Origin of the sequence: Dongia sp. (assembly GCF_041905885.1) — a bacterium.
Lineage (GTDB): Bacteria > Pseudomonadota > Alphaproteobacteria > Dongiales > Dongiaceae > Dongia.
Window position 1 is genome coordinate 157,939 of record NZ_JAYRKD010000010.1, and the last position, 18,805, is coordinate 176,743.

22 protein-coding genes are annotated in these 18,805 nt (G+C 66.2%); 19 read left to right on the plus strand and 3 right to left on the minus strand.

Features of this window, described 5'->3' with window-relative positions; all coding sequences use genetic code 11:
* Positions 1-241: 241 nt before the first annotated feature.
* The 3 genes from ACH2CY_RS12865 to ACH2CY_RS12875 are packed head-to-tail and all read left to right on the plus strand — an operon-like array spanning position 242 to position 2,436.
* Positions 242-1,165 (plus strand): sulfite exporter TauE/SafE family protein, encoded by a 924-nt coding sequence (locus ACH2CY_RS12865; RefSeq protein ID WP_395019636.1) that lies wholly within the window; start codon positions 242-244, stop codon positions 1,163-1,165.
* Positions 1,162-1,920, plus strand: coding sequence for a TIGR02186 family protein (locus ACH2CY_RS12870; RefSeq protein ID WP_395019596.1), 759 nt, complete (start codon positions 1,162-1,164; stop codon positions 1,918-1,920). Before ACH2CY_RS12865 ends, ACH2CY_RS12870 begins: the two co-directional genes overlap by 4 nt.
* Positions 1,921-1,926: 6 nt before the next feature.
* The gene (locus ACH2CY_RS12875) at positions 1,927-2,436 is read left to right on the plus strand and encodes a universal stress protein (protein WP_395019597.1); all 510 of its coding nucleotides are present in this window, start codon (positions 1,927-1,929) and stop codon (positions 2,434-2,436) included.
* A gap of 130 nt (positions 2,437-2,566) precedes the next feature.
* On the opposite strand, the gene ACH2CY_RS12880 is transcribed toward ACH2CY_RS12875, so the two are convergent.
* Complete coding sequence (locus ACH2CY_RS12880) at positions 2,567-2,857, minus strand: DUF1330 domain-containing protein (protein WP_395019599.1); 291 nt, start codon at positions 2,855-2,857, stop codon at positions 2,567-2,569.
* Positions 2,858-2,866: 9 nt separating this feature from the next.
* Positions 2,867-4,231, minus strand: a complete 1,365-nt coding sequence (locus tag ACH2CY_RS12885) for an adenylate/guanylate cyclase domain-containing protein (protein ID WP_395019601.1) — start codon at positions 4,229-4,231, stop codon at positions 2,867-2,869.
* Between the two features lie 89 nt (positions 4,232-4,320).
* Here ACH2CY_RS12885 and ACH2CY_RS12890 point away from each other — a divergent pair, with 89 nt between their 5' ends.
* Entirely contained in the window at positions 4,321-4,869 is a 549-nt protein-coding gene (locus ACH2CY_RS12890) for a NifU family protein (protein ID WP_395019603.1), read from the plus strand.
* A 12-nt stretch (positions 4,870-4,881) separates the two neighbouring features.
* The gene (locus tag ACH2CY_RS12895) at positions 4,882-5,511 is read left to right on the plus strand and encodes a malonic semialdehyde reductase (protein WP_395019605.1); all 630 of its coding nucleotides are present in this window, start codon (positions 4,882-4,884) and stop codon (positions 5,509-5,511) included.
* Positions 5,512-5,514: 3 nt separating this feature from the next.
* On the opposite strand, the gene ddpX is transcribed toward ACH2CY_RS12895, so the two are convergent.
* Entirely contained in the window at positions 5,515-6,066 is a 552-nt protein-coding gene (gene ddpX / locus ACH2CY_RS12900; protein WP_395019606.1) for a D-alanyl-D-alanine dipeptidase, read from the minus strand.
* Positions 6,067-6,098: 32 nt separating this feature from the next.
* Here ddpX and tsaB point away from each other — a divergent pair, with 32 nt between their 5' ends.
* The 14 genes from tsaB to trmB all read left to right on the plus strand — a co-directional run bounded on the left by tsaB (position 6,099) and on the right by trmB (position 18,405).
* Positions 6,099-6,827, plus strand: coding sequence for a tRNA (adenosine(37)-N6)-threonylcarbamoyltransferase complex dimerization subunit type 1 TsaB (tsaB, locus tag ACH2CY_RS12905; RefSeq protein WP_395019608.1), 729 nt, complete (start codon positions 6,099-6,101; stop codon positions 6,825-6,827).
* Positions 6,824-7,294 carry a GNAT family N-acetyltransferase gene (locus ACH2CY_RS12910; RefSeq protein ID WP_395019610.1) on the plus strand — a complete coding sequence of 157 codons (471 nt, stop codon included), beginning with the start codon at positions 6,824-6,826 and terminating at the stop codon, positions 7,292-7,294. The genes tsaB and ACH2CY_RS12910 overlap by 4 nt, the downstream gene beginning before the upstream one ends.
* 76 nt (positions 7,295-7,370) lie before the next feature.
* On the plus strand, positions 7,371-7,784 hold the full coding sequence (locus ACH2CY_RS12915; protein ID WP_395019612.1) for a MucR family transcriptional regulator: 414 nt from the start codon (positions 7,371-7,373) through the stop codon (positions 7,782-7,784).
* Between the two features lie 113 nt (positions 7,785-7,897).
* Complete coding sequence (locus tag ACH2CY_RS12920; RefSeq protein WP_395019614.1) at positions 7,898-8,332, plus strand: Fur family transcriptional regulator; 435 nt, start codon at positions 7,898-7,900, stop codon at positions 8,330-8,332.
* Between the two features lie 10 nt (positions 8,333-8,342).
* Positions 8,343-9,146, plus strand: coding sequence for a GNAT family N-acetyltransferase (locus ACH2CY_RS12925; protein ID WP_395019617.1), 804 nt, complete (start codon positions 8,343-8,345; stop codon positions 9,144-9,146).
* Positions 9,127-10,071 carry a lysophospholipid acyltransferase family protein gene (locus tag ACH2CY_RS12930; RefSeq protein WP_395019618.1) on the plus strand — a complete coding sequence of 315 codons (945 nt, stop codon included), beginning with the start codon at positions 9,127-9,129 and terminating at the stop codon, positions 10,069-10,071. Before ACH2CY_RS12925 ends, ACH2CY_RS12930 begins: the two co-directional genes overlap by 20 nt.
* A gap of 73 nt (positions 10,072-10,144) precedes the next feature.
* A complete protein-coding gene (gene miaB, locus ACH2CY_RS12935) occupies positions 10,145-11,569 on the plus strand; it encodes a tRNA (N6-isopentenyl adenosine(37)-C2)-methylthiotransferase MiaB (protein ID WP_395019619.1) in 1,425 nt (474 codons plus the stop codon).
* Positions 11,570-11,604: 35 nt separating this feature from the next.
* Positions 11,605-12,579, plus strand: coding sequence for a PhoH family protein (locus ACH2CY_RS12940; RefSeq protein ID WP_395019638.1), 975 nt, complete (start codon positions 11,605-11,607; stop codon positions 12,577-12,579).
* 10 nt (positions 12,580-12,589) lie between these two features.
* Positions 12,590-13,111: an rRNA maturation RNase YbeY gene (ybeY, locus tag ACH2CY_RS12945; protein ID WP_395019621.1), complete on the plus strand. Its 522-nt coding sequence runs from the start codon at positions 12,590-12,592 to the stop codon at positions 13,109-13,111.
* Positions 13,112-13,120: 9 nt separating this feature from the next.
* Entirely contained in the window at positions 13,121-14,056 is a 936-nt protein-coding gene (locus ACH2CY_RS12950; RefSeq protein ID WP_395019622.1) for a hemolysin family protein, read from the plus strand.
* Positions 14,057-14,059: 3 nt separating this feature from the next.
* Positions 14,060-15,652: an apolipoprotein N-acyltransferase gene (lnt, locus tag ACH2CY_RS12955; RefSeq protein WP_395019624.1), complete on the plus strand. Its 1,593-nt coding sequence runs from the start codon at positions 14,060-14,062 to the stop codon at positions 15,650-15,652.
* A gap of 169 nt (positions 15,653-15,821) precedes the next feature.
* Positions 15,822-16,298, plus strand: coding sequence for a helix-turn-helix domain-containing protein (locus tag ACH2CY_RS12960; RefSeq protein WP_395019626.1), 477 nt, complete (start codon positions 15,822-15,824; stop codon positions 16,296-16,298).
* A 231-nt stretch (positions 16,299-16,529) separates the two neighbouring features.
* Positions 16,530-17,699 carry a methionine adenosyltransferase gene (gene metK / locus ACH2CY_RS12965; RefSeq protein ID WP_395019629.1) on the plus strand — a complete coding sequence of 390 codons (1,170 nt, stop codon included), beginning with the start codon at positions 16,530-16,532 and terminating at the stop codon, positions 17,697-17,699.
* Between the two features lie 7 nt (positions 17,700-17,706).
* Positions 17,707-18,405 carry a tRNA (guanosine(46)-N7)-methyltransferase TrmB gene (trmB, locus tag ACH2CY_RS12970; RefSeq protein WP_395019630.1) on the plus strand — a complete coding sequence of 233 codons (699 nt, stop codon included), beginning with the start codon at positions 17,707-17,709 and terminating at the stop codon, positions 18,403-18,405.
* Positions 18,406-18,805 lie beyond the last annotated feature (400 nt).

Below are 18,805 nucleotides of genomic sequence, written 5' to 3' on the forward strand. Positions count from 1 at the left end.
CTCTCCACCGAAAAAGCGCGGGCCAAGCCGGACGCTCACTTTCTTCCGGCGAATCAGAGGCGTAGATTGGGGCACGATAGGTCCATCGGTGCCGAGTCGGACGCCTTTCTGGGCGCTCCGCGGCCGTCCCGATTCCGGTTTCCGGTTCCGATTCCCGTCGTATGGCTGGAAATGCGGCCTGGCTCATTGGGGGACCGGCGTCTTGAACGGCTTGCAGGCGATCTCGGACTGGTTCTTCGGCCTGCAGATCTACCTGCCGATCGCGGAAGTCTCGCTGAACATCGTGGTGCTGCTGGCGATCGGCGGCGGCGTCGGGCTGCTCTCAGGCCTGTTCGGCGTCGGCGGCGGGTTCCTGATGACGCCGCTGCTCATCTTCATCGGCGTTCCCCCGGCCGTCGCGGTGGCGACGCAATCCAACCAGGTGGTCGCGGCCTCGGTCTCCGGGGTGCTGGCCCATTGGTCCCGCGACAACGTCGATTTCAAGATGGGCGGGGTGCTCCTGGGCGGCGGCATCCTCGGCTCCAGCGTCGGCGTCCTGGTCTTCAGCCTGCTGAAGCGCTTCGGCCAGATCGACCTCGTCATCGCCATCGCCTATGTGGTGACCCTGGGTTCGATCGGCACGATCATGGCGATCGAATCGATCAACGCGCTCCGGAAGGTGCGCCGCCGCCAGGGCGCGCCCACCAAGCTCCACCAGCACAACTGGGCGCAGGGCCTGCCCTTCAAGATGCGGTTCCGCAAGTCGCGGCTCTACATCAGCGCCATCGTGCCGATCGCGATCGGCTTCGTGGTCGGCATCATGTCGGCGATCATGGGCGTCGGCGGTGCCTTCCTGATGGTGCCGGCGATGATCTATCTGCTCGGCATGCCGACCTCGATCGTGATCGGCACCTCGCTGTTTCAGATCATCTTCGTGCAGGCCTATGTCACCATCCTGCAATCGGCGCAGAACCAGACCGTCGACCTGCTGCTGGCGCTGATCCTCACCTTGGGCGGCGTGGTCGGGGCGCAGTATGGCGGGCGCTGGGGCGCCCGGCTGCCCGCCGAGCAATTACGGCTGCTGATGGCGCTGGTCGTCTTGATCGTCGCCGGCGGGCTGCTCTATGAGCTGGTCGCGATGCCGCGCGAGCTCTATGCCGTCATCACGCTGGGAGGGCCGCTGTGAAGCGTCTCGCCCTGCTGCTGCTGGCGTTGGTTTGCGCGGGTGCCGGCGCCGCCTCGGCCAAGGACATCGTCGCCGATCTGGTGGTGCACCGGATCGAGATCACCTCGGGCTTCTCCGGCGCCGAGCTCACCCTGTTCGGTGCGGTCAACGAGAAGGGCGATGCGGTCGCCGTGGTGCGCGGGCCGACTGCGCCGGGCGGCGGCCTGGTCGGCGGCTCGGTCGAAGTGCGGCAGAAGACCCGCACCCTCGGCATCTGGATGACCGGCTCGCATGTGCGCTTCGACAATGTGCCGGGCTTCTACGCGATCGCCGCCTCGCGACCGCTGGAAGAGATCCTGACCTTCGACATGCTCGATCGCTACCAGCTCGGGGTCAACGAGCTGAAGCTGCCCGCAAGTGCCGCGACCGCGCCCAACATCTCCGACTACACCAGCGCGCTGATCCGGATTCGCCAGCGCCTGGGACTCTATGCCGACAAGGTCGGGCATATCAGCTTCATCGGCGACCGGCTGTTCCGCACCAGCTTCGCCTTCCCCTCGACGGTGCCGACCGGTATCTATAACGTCGATGTCTACCTGGTGCGCGACGGCAAGATCGTCGATGCGCAGAGCTTCCCGCTGCTGGTCAACCGCGCGGGGTTCAGCGCCGATATCTACAACTTCGCGCATCGCAATGGGCTTGCCTACGGCGTGATCGCCGTGCTGACAGCGCTCCTCTTCGGATGGATCGCCCATCTCGCCTTCCGCAGGAGATAACAGAGAATGGCCGAGACGGAACCCACAGAAGGCAAGCCGGTGGAAACGCCGGCCGCGGCGCGCGTCTTCCTGGTCGTGGTCGACGACACGCCGGAGCTGAAGATCGCGATCCGCTATGCCTGCCTGCGCGCCAAGAAGACCGGCGGCCGCGTCGCCATGCTGCACGTGACCGCGCAGGAGGACATGCAGGAATGGATCGGCGTCTCGCGCCTGATCAAGGAGGAGTCGCGCCAGCAAGCCGAGGCGCTGATGCAGAAGATGGCGGCCGAGGTGCAGAAGCTCTCGGGCGCCATGCCGGTGCTCTATTTCCGCGAAGGCGACCGCCGCGACGAGGTGATGAAGCTGATCGACGAGGAGCCCTCGATCTCGATCCTGGTGCTGGGCGCGTCGACCGGGCCGAAGGGCCCCGGCCCGCTGGTGCAGGCGCTGACCAGCAAGTATGTCGGCAAGCTGCGCGTCCCCATGACCATCGTCCCCGGCCAGCTCACCAACGAGGACATCGACCACATCGCCTGACCTACAGTGCGTCCGCTTCTCCGCCGTCATCCCGGCACTAGGTGCCGGGATCCACGCCTTGGGGCTTAAAGAAAGAAAGGCGTGGATCCCGTGACCAAGTCACGGGATGACGACCGAGCGGTGGCGAGTCCTACACCCCATCCAGGATCACGAAGTTGCTGCTCATGCATTTCATGCGGAGCGGCAGGATCTTCTGGTATTCGGGCGAGTGGTACCAGGCCTCGGCCTGTTCGCGCGACGGGAATTCCAGGATCACGCTGCGGTCATAGGGCCATTCGCCTTCGAGCACGCTGACCTTGCCGCCGCGGGCCAGGAACTTGCCGCCATAAGGCGTGAAGGTCGCGATCACCTGCTTGCGATATTCCTCGAACGGCGCCTGGTCGCCGTGCAGATTCTCCTGGACGATGATGTAGCAGGCCATGGCGCGCTCCTAATCCGGCAATCCGTAGATGTCCTGCGGCTCCGGGAAGCCGGCCAGGTCGAACTTGCCGAGCGGCACCAGCATCGAGCCGCAGGGCGAGGCGAAGGCCTTCGAGGCCAGCAGCGGCCGGTTCAATCCCTTGCACAGCCCTTCAATCCGCGACGCGAGGTTGACCGCCGGGCCGATCGCGGTGAAGTCCAACCGCGCCGAGTTGCCGATCACGGCGCCGATATTGCCGTAGGAGACCGAGCCGGCATGCAGCCCGATGCCGACCCGGAGCGGCGGCTTGCCGGCGCTGGCGCGAATCTCGTTCAAGGCGTCCAGCGCATCGAAGGCCTCCTGCGCGGCCCGCAAGGCGATATGGCATTTGTGGTCGCGGTCGAGATCGTCCTGCATCGGGAAGATCGCCAGCATCGCATCGCCGATGAACTTCAGGATCTCGCCGCCATGGGCATGGACCGGCCGCGCCATGGCGTCGAAGTAATCGTTCAAGAGCGCGATCACCTCGTCGCGCGGCAGCTGGTTCGATATCGCGGTGAAGTCGCGCAGGTCGCAGAACCAGATCGCGGCGGCGATGGTGGTGGATTGGCCGCGCCGCACCGAGCCGCCCAGCACCTGCCGCCCGGCATCCTCGCCGAGATAGATCTCCAGCAGCGACTTGGCCAGCCGGTGCCATTCATGGCTATCGACGATCATGGCGAGCAGCGGCATCACCGCGCCGACGCTGGCGATCTCGGCGTCGCTGAATCCCTCCGGCGCATTGGTGGTGATCGAGATCGAGGCGCGGGCCTCGTCGTCGATCTCCAGCAGGTAGATCGCGTAATCGGTGGCGCCGGTTTCCTTGAGCTCGTGCAGCACCGGAAAATCGAGAACTGCGTCCGGCCCGGTCAGCTTGCGGCGAATAAGTTTCTCGCCGTCCTCGTAGAGCCGGCGCATCGGGCTGGAGAGATAGGTCTGGCCGCTGACCACCGAATGCTCGCGCTCGATCACCTGCGCGGCCGGGTCGCCCTTGTTCCAGAGATAGCCGATCGCACCCATCTGCGGATGAATCGTGCGCTGGCCGAGATAGAGGCGCTGCAGCGGCAGGCCGCCTTCGGTCAGCTGGCGGCCGAGCCCGGCCACGATCTCGGCCAGGTCGTTGAGGCGGCGCCCGTCGTTGAGCAGCCAGCGAAACGCCCGGCCCCCGGCCTCGCCGCCGGCGAACAGCTGCGCTATCTCGCCCTGGCCGATGCCGGCGAGGGCGGAGTCGGCCGTGGTCGAGCGCCGGTAGCTGCGCGGCCGCCACGGCTCCGCCGCCGACCGGCGATTCGGATCGGAATCGACCAGCGGTTCGGTGGTGTTGTCGCGCGTGGAATCGCTTGGTTGAGCGGCCATAACCTTAATTAGATTGGGGTTGAAGCGCTATCCGGCATCGCCCATCTTCGATGACATATATGGCGGCCAAGAGCTTAGTGGAGCAATCCATGTTCATCCAGACTGAAGAGACCCCCAATCCGGCAACCCTGAAATTCCTGCCGGGCCGGGCTGTGGCGGAAACGGGCAGCGTGGACTTCGCCTCGGCGGAGTATGCAGCGCGCTCGCCGCTGGCCGACCGGCTGTTCAAGATCGAAGGCGTCGAGCGCGTCTTCTTCGGCCAGGACTTCGTCACCATCACCAAGTCCGACCGCAAGGACTGGGCGGTGCTGAAGCCGGCCCTGCTCGGCGTCATCATGGAGCATTTCGTCTCCGGCCAGCCGGTGCTGCTGGATGACGGCGCTGCCGCCGCGGGCGGCGACGAGGAAGACGACGAGATCGTCGCGCAGATCAAGGACCTGCTCGAGACCCGGGTGCGGCCCGCAGTCGCACAGGATGGCGGCGACATCATTTTCGACTCCTTCAAGGACGGCGTCGTCTATCTGCATATGCAAGGTTCCTGCTCCGGCTGCCCGAGCTCGACCGCGACCCTGAAGATGGGCATCGAGAACATGCTCCGCCACTACGTGCCGGAAGTGGTCGAGGTGCGGCCGGTCTGACCCGGTCGCACCATGCCCGACACCACCAGCCCGCTGGGTTTCCAGGAGCCGCTCGACGCGCGCGCCCTGGCGCAGCTCTTCGACGCGGCGCATACCACCCGGCGCTGGTCCGACCGGCCGGTGCCGGAAGCGCTGCTGCGCCGGGCCTATGACCTGGCGAAGATGGGCCCGACCAGCGGCAACTGCCAGCCGCTCCGCATCGCCTTCGTGCGCTCGCCCGAGGCCAAGGAGAAGCTGAAGCCCTGCCTCTCCCGCGGCAATGTCGAGCAGACCATGGCGGCGCCCGCGACCGCGATCATCGCCTGGGATACCGACTTCATCGAACATATGCCGCGACTCTACCCGCGCGAGGATGCGCGTTCCTGGTGGGCCGGCAAGCCCGAGGCGATCAAGTATAACGGCGAGCTGAACGGCGACCTGCAGGCCGGCTATTTCATCCTCGCTGCGCGCAGCCTGGGCCTCGCCTGCGGCCCGATGGGCGGCTTCGACCGTGCCAAGACCGACCAGGCCTTTTTCGAGGCGAGCGATTGGGGCAAGACCTGGCGCTCGCGTTTCCTCTGCAATCTCGGCTATCCCGGCGAAGGCGGCACCCGCCCGCGCGACCCGCGCTTCAGCTTCGACGAAGCCTGCCGGATCCTCTGAGGTCTACATCAACGGCTGGGGCAGGGTCGCCTGGTCGACCAGCGGATAGTCGCGCGCCTGGAACAGCTGATAATGCCACCACTCGTTCTTGTAGAAGTCCCAGCCGGCCGCCGACATGATCCCCATCAGCGTGAAGCGGTTCTGCTGGGCCGCAACCGAGACGTCGGTCCGCGCATGGTGCGAGATCGGCCGCATCTCGTCGAAGCCGGTCCCCATGTCGAGTTCCTTCCCCGACTTGTCGATCAGGGTGAGATCGACGGCGACGCCGCGGCTGTGCGGCGAGCCCTTGCGCGGGTTGGCGACGAATTCCTCGCTGGGGAAGGCTTCCCAGAGCTTCCATTGCGCTTCCGACGGGCGGTAGGCATCGAAGATCTTGAACCGCAGGCCGAGCGGCGCCGCCAGGGCGACCGCGGCCCGCATCTTCTCCGCGGCATGGGCGTGGAGATAGCAGCCGGCCCGGGCGTAGATCGGCTTGCCGGTGATGTTGTCCGCCGTCGCATAGGCGAGGGCGATTTCGACATCGAAATCCTGCGCCGTGATCTCTACCATCGACATGATGCAATCCGACTCGTTCCAAATTCGCCGCCATGACTAACAGAACCGACCCCGCCGGCAAAGCCCGGCCCGGCACCGCCCAGGGATTCGCCGAAGGCAAGTCGCGCCCGATCCTGGCCATCGAAACCGGCGGCCGTGCCTGTTCGGTGGCGATCTTCTCCAGCCTGAAAGATCTTCCGGTCTTCCTACACCAGCATACCGATCACGGCCACGCCACGATGCTGATGCCAATGATCGAGCAAGCCATGGCAAAGGCTGGCTGCGGCTATGCCGACCTCGATCGGATCGCGGTTGCCGTGGGGCCGGGCAGCTTCACCGGGATTCGCGTTGGCCTCGCGGCGGCGCTGGGTCTGTCGCTGGCCTCGGGCGTACCGGCAATTGGCATATCGAGCTTCCTGGCCGTCGCCCATAGTGCGGCGCGCGAGCGACAGGACCGTCGCCTGTTCGCGCTGCTCGACAGCCGCCGGGAAGAGCCGTTCCTGGTGGAACTCGACGCCGAGTTCAACTTCGCTCAGCCGCCGGCCGTCATCACCGCTGAAGCGCTGGATGAAGTCCTCGCCCCGGCCCGACCACTCATTCTCGCCGGCGATGCGCCGCTCATGGGACGCTATGCAACGCAAGGCGGCATCCGCCTGATGCAGACCGCGCCGGATGCGCTCTCGGTGGCCGCGCTCGCCGCCGATCCCGCGCGCCGCTACGACCTGCCGCCGAAGCCGGTCTATGTGCGGCCGCCGGATGTGACCATGCCGAAGCCGAAATGAATCCGGGCGCGCTCAAGATCCGCCCGGTCGAGGGCTTCGACCTGCCGGTGCTGGCGGCGCTGCATGCCGCCTGTTTCTCCGCGCCCTGGGACCAGCCCTGGAGCGAGCGCTCCTTCGCCGACGTGCTGCAGATGCCGGGCGCCGGTGCGCGCATTGCGGCGCTGGGGAGCGAGCCGGTCGGCTTTGCCGTCGCGCGGGTGGCGGCGGATGAAGCGGAGCTGCTGCTGATCGGCGTTCATCCCGGGCACCGCCGCGCCGGCCATGGCCGCGTGCTGCTCGGCCATCTGGTCGAAGCCTTGCGTGCCGCGGGCGCGGCGCGTCTCTTCCTTGAGGTCGCGGCGGGCAATGAGGCGGCGACCGCCTTCTACCGCGCCGCCGGCTTCGAGCCGGTCGGGCGCCGCGCCAACTATTATGCAGGCCAAGACGCGCTGGTCCTGATGAAAGCATTGCCGGCGGTTATTGCTTAAGCTTCAAAATAGCGGCATTGCGCTATACTGGCCGAGACAGTAGTGTTGCCCCTCGAATACTCGGGGAAATATTGGAATGTCCGAAGAGCTGAAGCCCGGCAGCCTGCTGCAGATGGCGACGACGATCGTCGCCGCCCATGTCTCCAAGAGCAGCGTCCCGGCTGCGGAAATCCCGCGCCTCTTGAGCGACGTCTATCAGGCATTGAGCGGTCTGGCCGGCGGCAAGCTCACCGCCGCGCCGGCCAATCACGACCCGGCGGTGCCGGTCAAGAAATCGGTCACACCCGACTTCATCATCTGCCTGGAATGCGGCAAGAAGCAGAAGATGCTGAAGCGTCACATCCGCACCGCCTATGGCCTCACGCCGGAGCAGTATCGCGAGAAATGGGACCTGCCGGCCGAATACCCGATGGTCTCGGCGAATTACGCGAAGAAGCGCAGCGCGCTCGCGCGGCAGATCGGACTCGGCACCGGCGGCAAGCGCCGCTGATCCAGTTGCGAATCACTCGCGGTGGCGTTTTTCCTTGGCCATCCGACGGCTGACGGGCAGAATGCCGCAACGGGCGTGAATCGAACCGTTAACATCAGGAGTGGGCTGGTCTCGTGACTTCACGGTTGGAAAAGCTCTGCGTCGATAAGGGACTGAAGATGACGGAGCAGCGGCGCGTCATCGCGCGCGTGCTCTCGGACGCGGCCGATCATCCCGATGTCGAGCAGGTGCACAAGCGCGCCACCAAGATCGATCCCAACATCTCGCTCGCCACCGTCTACCGCACCGTGCGGCTGTTCGAGGAAGCCAGCATCCTCGAGCGCCACGATTTCGGCGACGGCCGCGCCCGCTACGAGGAGGCGCCGGAGAGCCATCACGACCACCTGATCGATATCCAGTCCGGCCGGGTGATCGAGTTCTCCAACGAGGACATCGAGAAGCTGCAGAAGCGGGTCGCCGACGAACTGGGCTACAAGCTGGTCGGCCATCGCCTCGAGCTCTACGCCGTGCCGATCGGCTCGAAGTCGCGCGAAGCGAAGAAGCAGTGACCGCGCGGTCATGACTTTGGCCGAGACCAAGGCGCGCCCCGTCGACTTCACCATCGGTGATCTGGAAATCCGGCTGGCGGAGAACGAGGCGGAGATCGCCGCCTGCCAGGCGTTGCGCTACCGCGTCTTCTACGAGGAGATGAGCGCCTCGCCGACGCCCGAGATGGCGGCGACCAAGCGCGACTTCGATTCCTTCGATCCCTTCTGCGACCATCTGATCGTGATCGATGCCCGCAAGGGCAGCGGTGCGGCCGGCATCGTCGCCACCTACCGCCTGCTGCGTCGTCCCGGTGCGGCGAAGCGCGGCCAGTTCTACTCGATCGACGAATACGACATCTCGGCGATCGTCGCGCATCCGGGCGAGATCCTGGAGCTGGGGCGCTCCTGCGTCGATTCCGCCTATCGCTCCAAGGCGGTGATGCAGCTCTTGTGGAAGGGCATCAGCGAATACGTCTTCCACTTCAAGATCGAGATCATGTTCGGCTGCGCCAGCTTCCCCGGCACCGATCCGGCCGAGCATGCGGTGACACTCTCCTATCTTTATCACCGGCACATGGCGCCGCCGCAATTCCGGCCGCGCGCCGTGGCGTCGCGCTATGTCGCGATGAACCTGCTGCCGATCGAAGAGATCGACGAGCGCCGCGCCCTGGCTTCGCTGCCGCCGCTGATCAAGGGCTATCTCCGCCTGGGCGGCTTCGTCGGCGACGGCGCGGTCATCGATCACCAGTTCGGCACCATCGACGTCTCGGTGATCGTCGTGACCGATCTCGTCACCGACAAGTATTACAAGCACTATGCCCGCGCCGAAAGCTGACGCCGCGATGCTGGCCGGCCCGGTTCCGCGCCTGCCGCCTGCCAGGCCGGCCGACCTCAGCTATGCCGAGGATCCGATCGAGCCGGGCATCGCGCCGTTCGGTTCGGACACGCTCGGCGCGCGGCGCCTCACCCTCTACCTGCTGCTCACCGTGGTGCTGATGCCGGTGCAGGCGCTGTTCGTGGCGCTGGGCTCGCGCATGGCGGAGCGGTTTCCGGTCGCCTATCACCGGATCTGCTGCCGCCTGATGGGGATCGACATCGCGACCGTGGGCACGATGTCGCGCCATCGGCCGACGCTCTTCGTCAGCAACCACACCTCCTATATCGACATCACGGTCCTCGGCGCGCTCATCCCCGGTTCCTTCGTAGCCAAATCCGAGGTCGCGCAATGGCCGCTCTACGGCTGGCTCGCCAAGCTGCAGCGCACCGTCTTCGTCGATCGCAAACGCAACACCTCGCATCTCCAGCGCGACCAGCTCGGCCGGCGCCTGGCGGCCGGCGACAATCTCGTTCTCTTCCCCGAGGGCACCTCGAACGACGGCAACCGCGTGCTGCCGTTCCGCAGTGCCTTGCTCTCGGTCGCCGAGGCCTCGAGCCCCGACGCACCGCTGGTGATCCAGCCGGTCTCGGTCGCCTATGTGGCGTTGAACGGCATCCCGATGGGCCATGGGCTCCGGCCCCTGGTCGCCTGGTACGGCGACATGACGCTCGGCCCGCATCTCTGGCAGTTCAGCCGGCTCGGCAAGGTGACCGTGGTGGTCGAGTTCCACCCGCCGGTCGATCTCAAGGACGCGGGCTCGCGCAAGGACCTGACCCGCTACTGTCTCACTTCCGTCGCCGACGGGGTCGAGCGGGCCCTCACCGGCCGTGCCCTTTCGCATCCAAATGAGGCCCCGGACCCGGCGGCGGCCGGTGGCCATTAGCCCCCCGCCATGCTAGGTTCAGGGTCATGGGAAACGCCGCCTTGCCGAATCGCCCGGAGTGAGTTCTAAGCCGTTGGCGAAGAAGCTTTTCATAAAGACCTATGGCTGCCAGATGAACGTCTATGACTCCGCCCGGATGGCGGAGTTGCTGGCGCCGCTCGGCTATGCCCCGACCGAGGATGCGGGCGAGGCCGACATGGTCATCCTCAATACCTGCCACATCCGCGAGAAGGCGTCCGAAAAGGTGTTCTCGGAACTGGGCCGCCTGCGCGCCGACCGGCGCGAGCGCGGCGCCGAGGATGTGATCGTCGCGGTCGCCGGCTGCGTCGCCCAGGCCGAGGGCGCCGAGATCATCCGCCGCGCGCCCGACGTCGATATCGTGCTCGGGCCGCAGACCTATCACCGCCTGCCGGAAATGGTGGCGCGCGCCACGCGGGCGCATGCGGCGAAACAATGGCGCAGCGACCTCCCCGCGCGCGGCGCCGGCCTGCTCGACACCGAGTTTCCGGCGGAATCGAAATTCGACTTCCTCCCGCTCGCCAGCGAGTCTCCGGTCAGCGCCTTCCTGGCGATCCAGGAAGGCTGCGACAAGTTCTGCACCTTCTGCGTCGTGCCCTATACCCGCGGCGCCGAGTTCTCGCGGCCGGTCGCGCGCATCCTCGACGAAGCGCGGGCGCTGGTCGCCGCCGGTGCGCGCGAGATCACCTTGCTCGGCCAGAACGTCAACGCCTATCACGGCGAGGCCGACGATGGATCGACCTGGTCGCTCGCGCGCCTGGTCCGCGCGCTCGCCGATCGCATCCCGGATCTCGCCCGCATCCGCTACACGACCTCGCACCCGCGCGACATGGATGACGATCTCATCGCCGCGCATGGCGACGTCCCGGCGCTGATGCCTTTCCTGCATCTCCCCGTTCAGTCGGGCTCGGACCGCGTGCTGGAAGCGATGAACCGCCAGCACGGCGTCGATCTCTATCGCCGCATCGTCGAGAAGCTGCGCGCGGCGCGGAGCGACATCGCCTTCTCCTCCGACTTCATCATCGGCTTCCCCGGCGAAAGCGCGAAGGACTTCGCCGCGACCATGGCGCTGGTCAATGAAGTCGAGTTCGCGATGGCCTATTCCTTCAAATACAGCCCGCGCCCCGGCACGCCGGCGGCGTCGATGGACCTGCAGGTGCCGGAAGCCGAGCAGGATCAACGGCTGCAGGAGCTGCAGGCGGTGCTGAACGCGCAGCAGCAGGACTTCAACCGCGCCGCCTTGGGGCGGGTCCTGCCGGTGCTGCTGGAGAAGCCCGGCCGGCGCGACGGCCAGCTGGTCGGCAAGTCGCCCTATGCCCAGGCCGTGCATGTCGAGGCCGCGCCCGGTGAGATCGGCCGCGTGGTCGAGGCGCGGATCACCGACCTCGGCCGATTCAGTCTGCGTGGAGAGATCGAAATCCCGCCGGCGAATTTCTCGCCGCGCGGCCAGGAGGCCCCACTCATGGAGGCTAGCGCTTGAGCTTGGACGCGCCCGTCACTTCCGGCCCAGCCCATATGCAATTCGACGACAACCGCCTGCTGCCGCTGTTGTTCGGCGAGCATGACCAGAATCTGGCGAGGATCGAGAAGGAACTCGGCGTCAGCCTGGTCTCGCGCGGCAACCAGATCGCGATCTCCGGCCCGGCCGAGGCAGTCACCATCGCGCGCGCGGTGCTGACCGGTCTCTACCAGCGGCTGAAGCGCGGCCTCGAGGTCAACCGCGGCGAGGTCGATGCCGCGATGCGGCTCGCCCGCCAGGACGACGGCCTGGAGCCGAACCTGTTCGGCGCCGATGCCAAGGACGGCACCGCGATCCGCACCCAGCGCCGCCACATCACGCCGCGCTCGGCGATGCAGGCGCGCTACATGCGCATGCTGCACGAGAAGGAGCTGGTGTTCGGCCTCGGGCCCGCCGGCACCGGCAAGACCTATCTCGCCGTCGCCGTCGCCGTCGCCATGCTGACCAAGGGCGCGGTCGATCGCATCGTGCTGTCCCGGCCGGCGGTGGAGGCCGGCGAGCGGCTGGGCTTCCTGCCGGGCGACTTGCGCGAGAAGGTCGATCCCTATCTCCGCCCGCTCTACGACGCGCTCTACGACATGCTGCCGGCCGAGCAGGTGATGAAGCGCCTTTCCTCCGGCGACATCGAGATCGCGCCGCTGGCCTTCATGCGCGGCCGCACGCTCGCGCATTCCTTCGTCATCCTCGACGAGGCGCAGAACACCTCGGCGATGCAGATGAAGATGTTCCTGACCCGCCTGGGCGAGAATTCGCGCATGGTGGTGACCGGCGATCTCTCGCAGATCGATCTCCCCGCCGGCACCAAGTCCGGGTTGAAGGATGCGCTCGAGGCGATCGGCGACGTGCCGGACATCGGCGTGACCCAGTTCACCGAGGTCGACGTCGTGCGCCATCACCTGGTCGCGAAGATCGTGCATGCCTATGACAAGCGCGACCGCGAGGCGAAGAAGCCCGCATCGGGTCGCGACTGAACTTCCGCCGATGCCGCGCGCAGCATCCAAGGTTGCGGTCTCCGTCATCGTCGAGCACGGCGCCTGGAGCGAGGCGATCGCCGAGCCGCTGCCGCTGCTGCGCCGTGCGGCGCAGGCCGCGGTTTCCGAAGTGCGCCGCCTGCGGCGGTCGCGGGCGACCTGGACGCCGGTCGTCGCCGTCGCGCTGATGGACGACCGCGCGATGCGGAAGCTGAACAGGACCTATCGCGGCAAGGACAAGCCGACCAACGTGCTTTCCTTCCCGTCGGGCGAGGCGAACGAAGGCAAGCGGCGCCGGCTGGGCGACGTCGCCATGGCGCTTGGAACGGTCAAACGCGAAGCCAAGGCGCAGGGGAAATCGCTTCAGGATCATGTCGCGCATCTTATGGTGCATGCCGTGCTGCACCTGCTAGGATACGACCATGAAGCCGATCCAGACGCCGAAGAGATGGAGGCGATCGAGCGCAAGGCCTTGGCCGCGCTCGGCATCGCCGATCCTTACCGGCCCGATCCCCATGCGGATGCGAAGTAGTCGACGGCCATGACCGACGCCCCCGCCACGCGCGGCGCGCGCAGCGAGCCGCCCGGCCCCGAACGGGGCGAAGAAGCGAAATCCCGCAAGTCGCTGAAGAACCTGTTCCGCCTCTGGCGGCGGCGCGGCGGCGAAACCGATTTGCGCGACGCGATCGAGGAACTGATCGAGGAGAGCGAGGAGGCCGAGCCCGGCGAGGCCGCGCTCGACACCAGCGAATCCGACCTGCTGCTGAACGTCCTCAAGTTCGGCGAATTGACCGCCTATGACGTGATGGTGCCGCGCGCCGACATCAAGGCGGTGGCCGAGGACGTCGACCTCAGGGGACTCATCCAGACCGTCCGGGAGTTCGGCCATTCGCGGCTGCCGGTCTACAGCGAGAATCTCGACGACATCATCGGCATCGTCCACATCAAGGATGCGTTGCCGTCGATCTTCGAGCCGGAGAAGTTCCAGCTGAAGCGCATGCTGCGCGAGCCGGTCTTCGTGGCGCCCTCGGTGCGGCTCCTGGACCTGCTGCTGCAGATGCGCCTCGCCCGCGCGCATATGGTCCTGGTGGTCGACGAGTTCGGCGGCACCGACGGCCTGGTCACCATCGAGGACCTGGTCGAGCAGATCATCGGCGAGATCGAGGACGAGCATGACGTGGTGCGCGGGCCCAACCTGGTCGAGCGGCCCGACGGCACCTTGATCGCCAACGCGCGCACCACGATCAGCGATTTCGAGGCGCGGGTCGGCCCGATCCTGACCGAGGAGGAACGCGAGGCCGACATCGACACTTTGGGCGGCCTGGTCATGTCGCTGACCGACCGGGTGCCGGCGCGCGGCGAACTCGTCACGCATCCGTCCGGCATCGCCTTCGAGGTGCTGGACGCGGATCCCCGGCGCATCAAGCGCCTGCGCGTGCGCAACGCGCCGCCCAAGCCCGATCGGGACAAGGAATAGCCGATGCTCGCGCGTGAAATGACCGGGTCGCCGCAATCGCGCCCGGCGCGAAGCCTCGGCGCGATTTCCGGCTGGCGCGCCTATGGTCTGGCCGCGGTGCTCGGCGCGATTGCCGGCCTCGCTTTCGCGCCGCTCAATTTCGTGCCCGCTTTCGCGCTCGGCATTTCCGGCCTGGTCTGGCTCGCCGCCGAAGCGCCCACGCGGCGCACGGGTTTCGCCCTCGGCTGGTGGTGGGGCCTCGGGCATTTCGCGGTCAACAGCTATTGGATCGCTGAATCCTTCCTGGTCGATGCCGAGCGCTTCGGCTGGATGATCCCGCCGGTCCTGGGCGGGCTCGCCGCCTACCTGGCGCTCTATCCCGCGCTGGCGACGCTGGCCTTTCGCCTTCTTCCGCAGCGGCTCTCGGTCGCCGGCATCGCCGCCTTCGCCGCCTTCTGGACCATCGCCGAATGGCTGCGCGGCCATGTGCTGACCGGCTATCCCTGGGATCTCGCCGCCTATATCTGGAGCGGCAGCGACGCGATGATGCAGTCCGCTGCGCTTTGGGGTGCCTGGGGCTTGAGCCTCGTCACCGTCTTCGCCCTCGCCTTGCCGGCGTTGTTCGTGTTGATGGACCGGCGCGCCGCGCGCGCCGCCGCGATCGGCATGGCGCTGGTGCTCGGCGCACTCTATCTGGGCGGCTTCTGGCGACTTTCCAACGCCATTCCAACAGCGGCGGACTCCGATCCGGCCGCGCTTCGCATTCGCCTGGTCCAGCCCAACATCGCGCAGACCATGAAGCTCGACCGCGACACGCGGCCGGACCAGATCCGGACGCTGATGCGTCTCAGCTTGGAGACGCCGGGTTTCGACAAGGTGAAGGCAGTGATCTGGCCGGAGACCGCCGCCAACTACCTGCTCGAGCGCGATGCGGGTCTTCGCCGCATCCTGTCCCAGGCGGTGCCGCCTGAGGGGATTCTCCTGACAGGCGTGCCGCGCGGCGAACCGCTGGACGGCCCGCTCACCGAGATCTGGAACTCCTTCGCGGTCCTGGATGGCGGAGGCCAAATCCTAGGAACGGCCGACAAGTTCCATCTGGTTCCGCTCGGCGAGTATGTCCCATTGCGTGGGATTTTCCCCTTCATCAACAAGCTCACGCCGGGCTCGATGAATTTCACCCCGGGTCCGGGCCCGCGCACGCTGCATACATCCGCGCTGCCGCCGTTCAGTCCGTTGATCTGCTACGAAGTGATCTTCCCCGGCGCGGTGGTCGATCCCCAGGACCGTCCCGCACTCCTCGTCAACGTGACCAATGACGGATGGTTCGGAACCAGTACCGGACCATCGCAGCACTTTGCGACGGCGCGCTTTCGCAGCGTCGAGGAAGGTATTCCGATGCTGCGCGCGGCCAACACCGGAATCTCCGGCGTGATCGATGCTTACGGCCGTGTCGAGACTCGCTCCAACCTGGTGGTCGAGGCGGTGATCGACGCGACCGTTCCGCCGGCGCTCGAGCCGACGCCCTTCGCACGCTTCGGATTGTTCACCGTGCTGCCGTTGATTGTCCTCGCGCTCATTCCTATCCTGTTTCGCGTGCGCAAGCCTTCGATCTCATAGCCTGTGATAAGTCTCTCATCCCGGTTGTTCGCGTCGAATTGATTCAGGTCACGAATCACACGTTGCGATGTGCAATCCTGCGTTGACTGCATAAGGTTGTATGTCTATAGGTGACGGCGCGTAACAGTGCGCTGGCGGATGGGAATCGCATCAGGCTATGGCGAAGCAGATGGAAAAGCGTAAGACGGCGCGCGGTCGGAAGTCCTCGGGCCGGATGGCCAGCAAGGGCTTCCCCAATCCGATCGACGTCCATGTCGGCACCCGGATCCGCTTGCGCCGCACCTTGCTGGGCTTGAGCCAGGAGAAGCTCGGCGAGGCGATCGGCCTCACCTTCCAGCAGGTGCAGAAATACGAGCGCGGCGCGAACCGCGTCGGCTCCAGCCGCCTGTTCGATCTGTCGCGCGTGCTCGACGTGCCGATCGCCTATTTCTTCGACGAGATGCCGGGCGGCGTGCAGGACAAGAGCCCGAGCCGGCTCATGGGCCTGGCCCATCCGCCGACCGTCGAATACGAGCCGGACCCGATGGCCAAGCGCGAGACCCTGGAACTGGTCCGCGCCTATTACCGGATCACCGACGCGGCGCTGAGGAAGCGGCTGTTCGAGCTGATCAAGTCGATTGCCCGCGGCCTGCAGGACGAGGACTGAGGCCGCCGCCCGACGGGAAACGCCCCGTCTCGCTGGACGGTTCAGCTAACCACCGGAACCCCTTAAGTTTTTGCCCGGTTGCGGCGCAGCAGAACGCGCTTGACCGCGGTCCGGGCCTCCACCATGATCCGCGCGCCCAAAAACTGGGCGCCTTCGATTCCACGCGCCGGCTTGGCTAAATAGCCGGGGCCATTCGAAATTCTCCTTCCCTTTTTTAGCGGGGTATTTGGCGTGACGAGATCCTCCTACCTGTTTACCAGCGAAAGCGTTTCCGAAGGTCACCCGGACAAGGTCAGTGACCGGATCTCCGATGCCATCGTTGACCTCTATCTCGGCGCCGATCCGCAGGCCCGCGTGGCAGTCGAGACGCTCTGCACCACCAACAAGGTGGTGCTGGCGGGCGAAGTGCGCGGTCCCGCTTCGATCACCCATGACAAGCTGAAGGAAACCGCCCGGGCTGCGATCAAGGACATCGGCTACGAGCAGGAAGGCTTCCACTGGCAGAAGGCGGACATCGAGTGCTACGTGCATTCGCAGTCGGCCGACATCGCGCAGGGCGTAGATGCCGCGGGCAACAAGGACGAGGGTGCCGGCGACCAGGGCATCATGTTCGGCTATGCCTGCAACGAGACCGAAGAGCTGATGCCGGCGCCAATCTACTATTCGCACCGCATCCTGAAGCTGCTCTCCGAGGCGCGCCGCTCCGGCAAGGAGAAGGGCCTCGGCCCCGATGCGAAGAGCCAGGTGACCCTGCTCTATCAGAACGGCAAGCCGGTCAAGGCGACCTCGGTCGTGGTCTCGACCCAGCACGGCGAAGCGCTAGACCAGGAGCAGGTGCGCGAGATCGTGCGTCCCTATGTGAACCAGGTGCTGCCGAACGGCTGGATGTGCTCGGAAGAAGAATTCTACGTGAACCCGACCGGCCGCTTTGTGGTCGGCGGTCCGGATGGCGATGCCGGCCTCACCGGCCGCAAGATCATCGTCGACACTTACGGCGGCGCGGCCCCGCATGGCGGCGGCGCCTTCTCCGGCAAGGACCCGACCAAGGTCGACCGCTCGGCCGCCTATGCCGCGCGCTATCTGGCGAAGAACGTGGTCGCCGCCGGCTTGGCGGATCGCTGCACCATCCAGCTCGCCTATGCGATCGGCGTCTCCAAGCCGCTGTCGATCTATGTCGACACCTACGGGACGGCCAAGGTCGACGAAGCCAAGATCGAGAAGACGCTGGCCGAGGTGATGGACCTCTCGCCGCGCGGCATCCGCAACCATCTCGGCCTCAACAAGCCGATCTACGCGCGGACCTCCGCCTACGGCCATTTCGGCCGCAAGCCGGAAGCGGACGGCGGCTTCTCCTGGGAGAAGACCGACCTGGTCGCGAATCTCAAATCCGCGCTCGCCTAAGAGGGTCATGGCTGACGCTCTGAAGCAGCGCCAGGCATTCCAGTTCTACGGTCGACGCAAGGGACGGCCGCTCCGCAAGGGGCGGCAGTTTCTTTTTGACGAACTGCTGCCGCGCCTCACCATCCCGCTGGGCGCTCCCGGAACGCTCGATCCCGCGGCCCTGTTCGAGCCGCGCAAGCGCGCGGTCTGGCTGGAGATCGGCTTCGGCGGCGGCGAGCATCTGGCGCACCAGGCCGAGGAGCACCCCGGCATCGGCTTCCTCGGTTGCGAGGTGTTCGAGGCCGGCATCGCTTCCTGCTTGAGCCACATCGCCGAACGCCATCTGGACAACGTGCGCATTCATCCCGAGGATGCGCGGCTGCTGCTGACGGCATTGCAGCCGCGCAGTCTCGACCGCGTCTTCCTGCTGTTCCCCGATCCCTGGCCGAAGCGCCGCACCGCGAAGCGTCGTTTCGTCAACCGCGACAACCTCGACCGCCTCGCCGAACTGATCGAACCCGGCGGCGAGCTCCGGATTGCCAGCGACGATCCCACCTACATCGAATGGACCTTGCAGCAGGTCCCGGTGCACCCGGCATTCCAATGGGTGGCGCAGTCGCCGGTCGATTGGCAGGACCGTCCCACGGATTCCATCGAGACGCGCTACGAGAAGAAGGCCCGCGACGCCGAGCGCGTGCCGCACTTCTTTCGGTTCCGCCGGCTCTAGCGCGCGATGGCTGCAGGTTGCTTACTAACTCTCGTCATGGTCCGCGAAGGCGGACCGTCCACGAGTTTCGTGGCGCAAGTCCCGACCTCTCAAGACAACAGCGGGCAGCGGATGCAAATTCGTGGATGGTCCGCCTTCGCGGACCATGACGATCGAATGGGATTGGCGGTCGAGCCCAAACGAATCTCGCTCTAGAATTCCTGCGTTTCGATCAAGCTGCGCCACGCTCCGGGTTTCCAAGAATTCTCACTGCATACTCCCGAATTCAGGCGCGGTAACGTCAATTGTTGTGTGTCAGGAGGAAGAGGGTACTGACGCCCTGTGACTTGTTTTCGTGGGTGAAGACGGCGAACAGGATGCGGTCCATGGAGGTTCTATCCTGGAAAGTGCCCATCGGCCT

Coding starts and splice junctions, on each gene's coding strand:
- ACH2CY_RS12875 (WP_395019597.1), top strand. CDS start 1,927: ATGGCCGAGACGGAACCCACAGAAGGCAAGCCGGTGGAAACGCCGGCC.
- ACH2CY_RS12880 (WP_395019599.1), bottom strand. CDS start 2,857: ATGGCCTGCTACATCATCGTCCAGGAGAATCTGCACGGCGACCAGGCG.
- ACH2CY_RS12885 (WP_395019601.1), bottom strand. CDS start 4,231: ATGGCCGCTCAACCAAGCGATTCCACGCGCGACAACACCACCGAACCG.
- ACH2CY_RS12890 (WP_395019603.1), top strand. CDS start 4,321: ATGTTCATCCAGACTGAAGAGACCCCCAATCCGGCAACCCTGAAATTC.
- ACH2CY_RS12895 (WP_395019605.1), top strand. CDS start 4,882: ATGCCCGACACCACCAGCCCGCTGGGTTTCCAGGAGCCGCTCGACGCG.
- ddpX (WP_395019606.1), bottom strand. CDS start 6,066: ATGTCGATGGTAGAGATCACGGCGCAGGATTTCGATGTCGAAATCGCC.
- tsaB (WP_395019608.1), top strand. CDS start 6,099: ATGACTAACAGAACCGACCCCGCCGGCAAAGCCCGGCCCGGCACCGCC.
- ACH2CY_RS12910 (WP_395019610.1), top strand. CDS start 6,824: ATGAATCCGGGCGCGCTCAAGATCCGCCCGGTCGAGGGCTTCGACCTG.
- ACH2CY_RS12915 (WP_395019612.1), top strand. CDS start 7,371: ATGTCCGAAGAGCTGAAGCCCGGCAGCCTGCTGCAGATGGCGACGACG.
- ACH2CY_RS12925 (WP_395019617.1), top strand. CDS start 8,343: ATGACTTTGGCCGAGACCAAGGCGCGCCCCGTCGACTTCACCATCGGT.
- ACH2CY_RS12930 (WP_395019618.1), top strand. CDS start 9,127: ATGCCCGCGCCGAAAGCTGACGCCGCGATGCTGGCCGGCCCGGTTCCG.
- ACH2CY_RS12940 (WP_395019638.1), top strand. CDS start 11,605: ATGCAATTCGACGACAACCGCCTGCTGCCGCTGTTGTTCGGCGAGCAT.
- ybeY (WP_395019621.1), top strand. CDS start 12,590: ATGCCGCGCGCAGCATCCAAGGTTGCGGTCTCCGTCATCGTCGAGCAC.
- ACH2CY_RS12950 (WP_395019622.1), top strand. CDS start 13,121: ATGACCGACGCCCCCGCCACGCGCGGCGCGCGCAGCGAGCCGCCCGGC.
- lnt (WP_395019624.1), top strand. CDS start 14,060: ATGCTCGCGCGTGAAATGACCGGGTCGCCGCAATCGCGCCCGGCGCGA.
- ACH2CY_RS12960 (WP_395019626.1), top strand. CDS start 15,822: ATGGAAAAGCGTAAGACGGCGCGCGGTCGGAAGTCCTCGGGCCGGATG.
- trmB (WP_395019630.1), top strand. CDS start 17,707: ATGGCTGACGCTCTGAAGCAGCGCCAGGCATTCCAGTTCTACGGTCGA.